The organism is Nocardioides sp., from assembly GCF_047607365.1.
Classification (GTDB): Bacteria; Actinomycetota; Actinomycetes; order Propionibacteriales; family Nocardioidaceae; genus Nocardioides.
Window position 1 is genome coordinate 1 of record NZ_JASGDD010000149.1, and the last position, 5,615, is coordinate 5,615.

A 5,615-nucleotide genomic window follows, 5' to 3' on the forward strand; every position below is an offset into this window, starting at 1 on the left:
CAGCGCGAGGAAGAGCGAGGCGATCGGCCCCCGGCCGTTGCGCACCGCCCGCGGCGCCGGACGCGTCGCGCGTCCTGCGCGCGAGGAGGCAGCCTTCTTCGCCGGCGCCCTCTTCGGGGCCGGCTTGCGAGTGGAGGTACTACGGGAGCGCGAAGGAGCGGGCTTCTTGGTGACGGCCGTGCTTCGCGTGCCCGTCGGGGAAGACGTACGGGTCGCCATGCCGACACCCTATTTCAGTCACACCATTCACACGCGTCACACAGGTGCGTGTCGCACCGGGGATCTGCCAGGCTGCGGGGCGTGTCCACGCTCTTCGCCGTCCCGCTCGGCGTGCTGACCGCCGCCCTGGCCCTGGCCGACTGGTACGCCGTCGCGACGTCGCGGAACGGGCTCGAGCGGCTGGTGAAGGCGCCGACGACGGTCGCGCTGGCCGCGACGGCCGCGGTGGCGGGCGCCGTGGACGAGCCCGCCGGGCGCTGGCTGATCGTCGCGCTGCTGCTGGGCGCGGTCGGCGACGCCGCGCTGCTCGGATCGACCCGCGAGCGCTTCCTCGCCGGGCTGAGTGCCTTCTTCGCCGGCCATCTGGCGTACCTGGCCTGCTTCCTCACCCTGGGCCTGGACGTCCCCGGATGGTCCTGGCTCTGGGTCCCGCTCCTCGGCGTGCTGCTGGTGGGCACGCGTGACGTCGTGCCGAACGCCTGGCGGCACGGCGGCCCGGCACTGGCGGTGCCGGTGGCGGCGTACTCCGCGGTGATCGGGGCCGTGCTCGCGCTGGCCTGGCTGACCGGCGAGCCGTGGACCGCCGCGGGCGCCGCGATCTTCGCCCTCTCGGACTCGATCATCGGCGCCACGACGTTCACCCGGTCGGGACCGCGGTTCGGCGACGGCAGCCCCCGCGTCCACCTGGCGGTGATGGTCACCTACTACGCCGGGCAGGCCCTGATCGCGTACGGCGTCCTGCGCTGACCCGCGCTCACGCCGGCGCGCGCCCGCTCCCTACGCCTCGAGGACGACGGGCACGATCATCGGGCGGCGGCGGTGGGTGTCGCCGACCCAGCGGCCGATGGTCCGCCGGATGATCTGCTGCAGCTGGTAGGTGTCGGTGACGCCGTCGCTCAGCGCGAGGTTGACCGCGTCGAGGATCCGGGGACTGATCTCGTCGAAGGCCCCCGGCCCCCAGAAGCCGCCGCGCGCGGTGATCTCCGGGCCGGCCGCGACCTTCGAGGCCACCGAGTCGACCACGACGATGACGGACACGAAGCCCTCCTCGCCGAGGATCCGGCGGTCCTTCAGCTCGGTCTCGGTGACGTCTCCCACGGATTGACCGTCCACGTAGACGTAGCCGACGTCGACCTTGCCGACGATCTCGGCGTCGCCGTCGACCAGGTCGACGACGACGCCGTTGTCGGCGATGACGACGCTCTCGATGCCGACCTTGCGGGCCAGCTCGCCGTTGGCGAGCAGGTGGCGCACCTCGCCATGGACCGGCATCACGTTGCGCGGGCGGACGATGTTGTAGCAGTAGAGGAGCTCGCCGGCGCTGGCGTGGCCGGAGACGTGGACCAGGGCGTTGCCCTTGTGCACGACCTTCGCGCCGAGCCGGGCGAGGCCGTTGATGACGCGATAGACGGCGTTCTCGTTGCCCGGGATCAGCGAGGAGGCCAGGAGGACGGTGTCGCCGGGCTCGATGAAGACGAAGTTGTGCGTCCGCTGCGCGATCCGGCTCAGCGCGCTCATCGGCTCGCCCTGGGAGCCGGTGGAGATGAGGACCTGCTTCTCGGGCGGGTAGTCGGGCAGCCTCTTCGCCTCGATCAGCACGCCCTCGGGGACGTGGAGGTAGCCGAGGTCGCTGGCGATCTGCATGTTGCGGACCATCGAGCGGCCGACGTACCCGACCTTGCGGCCGTGCTCGGCGGCGGCGTCGAGGATCTGCTGGACACGGTGGATGTGGGAGGCGAAGCAGGCGACGATGATGCGCTGCTGGGACTCCCGGAAGACGGCCTCGATCGCCGGCGTGATGGTGCGCTCGCTGACGGTGAAGCCCGGCACCTCGGCGTTGGTGGAGTCGGTGAGGAAGAGGTCGACGCCCTCCTCCCCGAGGCGCGCGAACGCACGCAGGTCAGTGATCCGGCCGTCGAGCGGGAGCTGGTCCATCTTGAAGTCGCCGGTCGCCAGCGCCAGGCCGGCACCGGTGCGGATCGCGACGGCCAGCGCGTCGGGGATGGAGTGGTTGACCGCGACGAACTCGAGCTCGAACGGACCGAAGGCGAGCGTGTCGCCCTCCTTGACCACGTGCTGCACGGTCTCGCGGAGACGGTGCTCGCGCAGCTTGCTCGCGGTGAGCGCGAGGGTGAGCTTGGAGCCGATGATCGGGATGTCCGGCCGCTCCCGGAGGAGGTACGGCGTCGCGCCGATGTGGTCCTCGTGGCCGTGGGTGAGGACGAGTGCCTCCACCGCGTCGAGCCGGTCGCGGATCGGGGCGAAGTCCGGGAGGATCAGGTCGACGCCGGGCTGGTGGTCCTCGGGGAAGAGCACCCCGCAGTCGACGAGCAGGAGCCTGCCGTCGTACTCGAAGACGGTCATGTTGCGGCCGACCTCGCCGAGGCCGCCGAGCGGGATGACGCGCAGGCCACCCTCGGGGAGCGCGGGCGGGGCGCTGAGCTCGGGATGGAACATCAGCGCAGCCCCGCGGCCGCGAGACCGGCTTCGAGGGCTGCGTACTCGTCGGCGTCGAGCGGGACGACGGGCGAGCGGACGTTGCGGTTGTCGAGCACGCCGAGCGCCTGGAGCGCGCCCTTGGCCGTGGCCGCGCCGTAGTTGGGCACGCCCATCATCGCCGCGTAGACGGGCTGGAGCTGGGCGTTGATCTTCTGCGCGGTCGCGATGTCGCCGCCGAGGAAGGCGTGGATCATCGCCCGGATCTCCTCGCCCGCGGCGTGGCCGACCACGCTCACCACGCCGACCGCGCCGTAGGCGAGGAAGCCGAGCGTCAGCGGGTCGTCACCGGAGTAGACCGCGAAGCCGAGCTCGGTGAGCAGCGTGGCCTGGGTGGCGTCGCCGGCGGCGTCCTTGACCGCGGCGACCCGGCCCCACGTGGCGATCTCGCGGTAGGTGTCGGCGGCGATCTTGGTGCCGGTGCGCCCGGGGACGTCGTAGAGCATGATCGGCGCGGTCGTCGCGTCGGCGACCTGCTTGAAGTGGTGCAGCAGGCCCGCCTGTCCGGGCTTGTTGTAGTAGGGGCTCACCAGCAGCAGCCCGTCGGCGCCTCCCGCCTCCGCCTGGGCGGCCAGCTCGAGGGTGGTGCGGGTGTCGTTGGTGCCGATGCCCGCCACGAGGGTGACGTCGTCGCCCACCGCCTCGCGGACCGCGCGGAAGATGCGCCCGTCCTCCTCGACCGTCGTCGTCGGGGACTCGCCGGTGGTGCCGGAGACGACGAGGCCGTCGTTGCCGTGCTCGACGAGGTGCCTCGCGATCCGCTGAGTCCCGTCGAGGTCGAGCGAGCCGTCGTCGTGGAACGCCGTCGCCATCGCGGTGAGGACGGTTCCGAGTGGACGCTGTGTGCTCGTCATGGGGCCAGCCTAGGCCGTGTCGCCCGCATCGGGCGCAGCGCATCCCGTGGTGTCCGCGCCCGATCCGGCGGGGCGCCGCCCGAGGTGGGCGCCATCGCCTCACGGCTCACGACCCGCTCAGAGCGCGTTGGGGAACTCGGCGTCGAGCTCCGCGTCGTCCGGCGTGCGTCCTGGCAAGGCGGAGGAGGGAGCCATGCGGGAGGCATGGCGACCGACGACAACGCGGCCAGGGCGTGCGCCGGGCGGGGCGGAGCCGGCGCCCCCGAGTTCTCCAACGCGCTCTCACACGTGCGGCATGACCTCGGTGGCGACGAGGCGGAGGTGGTCGAGGTCCTGCAGGTCGAGCACCTGGAGGTAGATCCGCTCGGCCCCGATCTCCGCGAAGCGCCGGAGCTTGGCGATCGCCTCGTCGGGCGTCCCGGCGACGCCGTTCTCGCGCAGCTCCGCCTTGTCCCGGCCGATGGCGGCCGCGCGTCGCTCGAGCTCGGACTCGTCGCGCCCGACGCAGAGCACCTGGGCGGCGCTGAGGACCAGCGGCGCGGTGCGGCCGGCGCTGTCGGCGGCCGCGGTGACGCGCTCGAAGAGCTGCCGGGTGTCCTCCACGCTGTCGAAGGCGGCGTTGAACTCGGCGGCGTAGCGGACGGCGAGTGCCGGCGTACGCCGCTTGCCGGAGCCGCCGACGATGATCGGCAGGGTCTCCTGCACCGGCTTGGTGAGACCCGGGTTGTCGTTCAGCCGGTAGTGCGCGCCGTCGTGGCCGAAGGTCTCCCCGGGCTTCGTCGCCCACAGGCCGGTGACGATCGCGAGCTGCTCCTCGAGACGGTCGAAGCGCTCCCGGACGTCCGGGAAGGGGATGCCGAACGCCTCGTGCTCGGCCTCGAACCACCCGGCCCCGAGCCCGAGCTCGACCCGGCCGCCACTCATCTGGTCCACGCCCGCGACCTGGAGCGCGAGCACCGCCGGATGCCGGAAGGTGGCGCTCGTGACGAGCGTGCCGAGCCGGATGGTGCTGGTGTCCCGGGCCAGCCCCGCCAAGGTCGTCCAGGCGTCGCTCGGGCCGGGCTCGCCGGTGACACCGCCCATCTTGAGGTAGTGGTCGCTGCGGAAGAAGGCCCCGAAGCCGAGGCGCTCCGCCTCGGTCGCGACGGCGAGGAGGTCGTCGTAGGTGGCGCCCTGCTGGGGCTCGGTGAAGATGCGCAGCTCCATGCGCTCCAGCCTACGAGGCGGTGCGTCGGCGCAGGCGTCGTAGCGTCCGCACGGCGGCGAAGCCGAGGTAGCCGATCAGTCCGAGGCCGAGCCACGGCAGGAGTACGCCGGCCAGCTCGACGCTCGCGTTGACGACCGCCACGAGTGCGTTCCAGCCGTGCTTCAGGCCACCGCGGAAGCCGCCGGGGTCGACCGACTCGGCGCGCTCGCGCGGCGAGAGCGAGACGGTGAGCGTCGCCAGCGACACCTGCTCGGTGAGCTGGGCGCGCTGGCTGACCAGCTCCTCGAGCTGCGACTGCCGGTCGGTGAGGGCGCTCTCGGTCTTGATCACGTCACTGGTGACGGTGGCCCTGTCGAGGATCTCCTCGAGCCGGTCGATCGAGATCCGCAGCGCCTTGATCCTCGCATCGAGGTCGGTCGCGGCGCTCGTGACGTCGTCCTTGGAGACCGACGTGTCGGTGACGTCGCCGGCCGCGTCGAGCTGGTCGAGGGTGGCGCTCACCCGATCGGCGGGGACGCGGATGACGAGCGTGCCGTAGGAGCTCTCGCCGCTCCCCGAGCTCTCCCGGGAGTCGACCCGGCCGCCGTGGGCCTCGACCCACGAGGCGACCTGGGCGAGCGTGGTGTCGACGTCGCCGACGGTCACGGAGACCGAGCCCGTGACGACGACCTCGCGGTCGTCGTCCACACTGTCGGCGCTCTGCGCCGGCTGGGATCCGCCGGCGGCGGCCTTCTCGCCGGAGACGCTCCCCGCGGCCGGAGCGGGAACTCCGCCGCGGACCGAGGAGGCCGAGGAGTCGGCCGCCCCGCCGGCGTCCGAGCTCAGGGTGTGCGGGCCGG

General features: G+C 72.6%; 6 protein-coding genes. 1 reads left to right on the plus strand and 5 read right to left on the minus strand.

The features are described from left to right. Positions 1-219: hypothetical protein (locus QM572_RS11740; protein ID WP_415093273.1), on the minus strand; the 219-nt coding region annotated here is incomplete at its 3' end. Between the two features lie 81 nt (positions 220-300). On the opposite strand from QM572_RS11740, the gene QM572_RS11745 reads away from it, so the two are divergent. Further along, the gene (locus QM572_RS11745; RefSeq protein WP_415093275.1) at positions 301-966 is read left to right on the plus strand and encodes a lysoplasmalogenase family protein; all 666 of its coding nucleotides are present in this window, start codon (positions 301-303) and stop codon (positions 964-966) included. A gap of 30 nt (positions 967-996) precedes the next feature. Here QM572_RS11745 and QM572_RS11750 read toward each other — a convergent pair whose 3' ends face one another. The 4 genes from QM572_RS11750 to QM572_RS11765 all read right to left on the minus strand — a co-directional run. Continuing rightward, positions 997-2,676, minus strand: coding sequence for a ribonuclease J (locus tag QM572_RS11750; RefSeq protein ID WP_415093277.1), 1,680 nt, complete (start codon positions 2,674-2,676; stop codon positions 997-999). Then, positions 2,676-3,569, minus strand: a complete 894-nt coding sequence (dapA, locus tag QM572_RS11755) for a 4-hydroxy-tetrahydrodipicolinate synthase (RefSeq protein WP_415093279.1) — start codon at positions 3,567-3,569, stop codon at positions 2,676-2,678. Before dapA ends, QM572_RS11750 begins: the two co-directional genes overlap by 1 nt. Before the next feature lie 282 nt (positions 3,570-3,851). Then, on the minus strand, positions 3,852-4,775 hold the full coding sequence (locus tag QM572_RS11760) for an LLM class F420-dependent oxidoreductase (protein ID WP_415093281.1): 924 nt from the start codon (positions 4,773-4,775) through the stop codon (positions 3,852-3,854). Positions 4,776-4,785: 10 nt separating this feature from the next. Further along, positions 4,786-5,615: DUF4349 domain-containing protein (locus QM572_RS11765; protein ID WP_415093283.1), on the minus strand; the 830-nt coding region annotated here is incomplete at its 5' end.

Coding starts and splice junctions, on each gene's coding strand:
- QM572_RS11750 (WP_415093277.1), bottom strand. CDS start 2,676: ATGTTCCATCCCGAGCTCAGCGCCCCGCCCGCGCTCCCCGAGGGTGGC.
- dapA (WP_415093279.1), bottom strand. CDS start 3,569: ATGACGAGCACACAGCGTCCACTCGGAACCGTCCTCACCGCGATGGCG.
- QM572_RS11760 (WP_415093281.1), bottom strand. CDS start 4,775: ATGGAGCTGCGCATCTTCACCGAGCCCCAGCAGGGCGCCACCTACGAC.